The 2,516-nt window shown below is 29.7% G+C and carries 2 protein-coding genes; both read left to right on the top strand.

What is annotated here, in order from left to right:
• The first annotated feature begins 58 nt into the window (after positions 1 to 58).
• The gene (locus QX51_RS19275; RefSeq protein ID WP_052232824.1) at positions 59 to 583 is read left to right on the top strand and encodes a nucleotide exchange factor GrpE; all 525 of its coding nucleotides are present in this window, start codon (positions 59 to 61) and stop codon (positions 581 to 583) included.
• Between the two features lie 30 nt (positions 584 to 613).
• Positions 614 to 2,371 carry an Hsp70 family protein gene (locus QX51_RS01870; protein WP_039678218.1) on the top strand — a complete coding sequence of 586 codons (1,758 nt, stop codon included), beginning with the start codon at positions 614 to 616 and terminating at the stop codon, positions 2,369 to 2,371.
• The last annotated feature ends 145 nt before the right edge of the window (positions 2,372 to 2,516 follow it).

Here is a 2,516-nt window from a genome sequence, read left to right as displayed (position 1 = left end):
CATCAATCATATATATTAAATAAGTTAATTTGTATAACTAAATAATAAGGAGGGGTAGATGTTGAGTGAGGGTGATGAAGTAAAGAAAGAATTGAATATACAAGATTTACTTCAAGTTATGGTGAGTATGAAAAGTGACTTAAAAACAATTAATAAAAATAGTAAGAAAAGCATAATGTCTATTGAGTCCTTAAAAGAAGATTTGGATAGAAATAGTAAGGAAAATTTTAAACTAAAAAAGGAAATAGAAGAAAAAAAGGCAAATGAAATAAAAATTTATAGGAAAATAATCTTAATTTTAGACCAAATAGATAGCTTTCATAAGTTTATACTTACTTTAGATAATGAGGAATTTTCACATAACTTGGAAATAATGAAAAAAGTAATCAGGAAGGAAATTAGCGAAATCAATTTAGTTGAGATTAAATCCATGGGAGAGTTATTTAATCCAGAGCTACATAAATGTATTGCAGTGGAAGAAGACCAGTCAAGAGAAAGTAAGGAAATTATTAGTGTTATTGAAAAGGGATATATGTTTAGAGGTAGAGTTATTAGACCTGCCTCAGTAATTATTGCAAGGTAGCTTAAAATTATATTATAAGGAGAGGATGAAATGGGAAAAATAATTGGAATCGATTTGGGGACAACTACTTCAGAAATAGCTTATATAGAAAATGATGAACCTAAGATTATTCCAGACTGTTTTGGAAATAGGATTGTTCCATCAGTAGTTGGGAAAAAGGAAGATAATACTATTATTGTTGGTCAGGTAGCTTATAATCAGCTAATACCTTCCCCTGATAGAACTGTGGCAGAAGTAAAAAGACTTATGGGTTCAGATACGAAAATTTCCATGGGAGACAAGGAATACATGCCCCATGAAATATCAAGTATGATTTTAAAAGAGTTGAAAAAATATGCAGAAGATTATTTGGGGGAAGAGGTAACAGAAGCTGTTATTACTGTGCCAGCAAATTTTAACAATTCTCAAAGAAAAGTAACAAAGCTGGCTGGAGAAATGGCAGGGTTAAAGGTAGAGAGAATTATCAATGAGCCAACAGCAGCAGCCATGGCATATGGTATAAATAATTTAGATAAAGAAGAAAAAATTCTTGTTTATGATCTTGGAGGAGGAACTTTTGACGTATCCATTTTGGAAATGTTTGAAGGTATATTAGATGTAAAATCAAGTAGAGGTAATGATAGATTAGGTGGAAAGGACTTTGATAGTAGAATAGAAAAATACATAGAAAAGGAATTTGAAAGAATCTACAAGCAAAACTTATACAATGGTATAGATGTACAAAATAAATTAAGTATAAAATTAAGAGTAAAAGAAGCTGCTATAAGTGCAAAAAAAGAATTATCAAATCAACCTTCAACTACTATAAACATACCTTTTATTACTGTTATTGATAATAAGCCTGTATCCATAAGTATTGAACTAAAAAGAGATAAATTTAATGAACTGACAAAGGATTTAGTAGAGAAAACTACAGAAAAAATTGATGAAGCATTAAAGGCAGCAAGTTTAAAAGCAAAAGATATTGATACTGTACTTTTAGTAGGAGGTTCAAGTAGAATACCTGCTGTAAGAGAGTTGGTGGAAAGCAAGTTTAAGGGGAAAATTATCTCAGGAATAAATCCAGATGAAGCTGTTTCCATGGGAGCTGCAATTCAAGCAGGTATAAAAAGTAATCAAATTACTTGTGAAGAAAATCTTATTATAACTGATAAATGTAGTTACAACTTAGGCACAAGCATAATAAAAATAGGTGATGGAAAAGTAATAAACGGTGCTTTTGACTGTATAATTCCAATAGATAGTAGTATCCCTTGTTCTAAAAAGAAAGTCTATTATACAGCAGTAGATAACCAAGAAGAGGTTAGAGTAGAAGTATATGAGGGAAATGAAGAGTTGGCAGAAGATAATGAGAAGATAGGAGATTTTCTATTAAAAGGTGTGCCAAAGGGTAAAGCAGGAGAACAGAGCATAGAGGTTCAGTTTGATTATGATTTAAATGGAATTTTGGAAGTTAGAGCTACCATAGTTAGCACAGGTGATTCAATTAATAAAATCATAGATAACTTTAAATTAATTAAACTGCCACAAGACGCTTTGGTAGATGAGAATTTATATGAAAGATTTAAAATAGATGAATGGGAAAATTACAATTTGGCAGGAAGTGTAAAGGGTACAATAGAATTAGCAGAAAAGAAAATTAGTAATCCAGCAATAAAAGAAGATGAGAAACGATGTGAAAAAATAGAAAAACTTTTGGAAGAATTAAAATTAGCAGTAATTTATGATAATGAAGAGCTGGTAGAAAAGTATGATGAAGAGTTAACTGATATATTATTTGAAGAATAAATATTAGGTGTATGAGTTTAATATATAATTAATATGACTAAAAAGAAGTAATAGCCTTAGAAGGTTATTACTTTTTACGTGGAAGTAAAATATATAAATATATGTAAAGTAGAGAAGAGTTATAAATTCTTCTCTATTTATGTGT

Origin of the sequence: Terrisporobacter othiniensis (assembly GCF_000808015.1) — a bacterium.
Taxonomy (GTDB): domain Bacteria; phylum Bacillota; class Clostridia; order Peptostreptococcales; family Peptostreptococcaceae; genus Terrisporobacter; species Terrisporobacter muris.
This window is presented reverse-complemented; position numbering and strand designations above follow the sequence as displayed.

What these genes read in the sequence shown, in the direction of transcription:
- QX51_RS19275 (WP_052232824.1), top strand. Translation starts at nt 59, where the DNA reads ATGTTGAGTGAGGGTGATGAAGTAAAGAAAGAATTGAATATACAAGAT.
- QX51_RS01870 (WP_039678218.1), top strand. Translation starts at nt 614, where the DNA reads ATGGGAAAAATAATTGGAATCGATTTGGGGACAACTACTTCAGAAATA.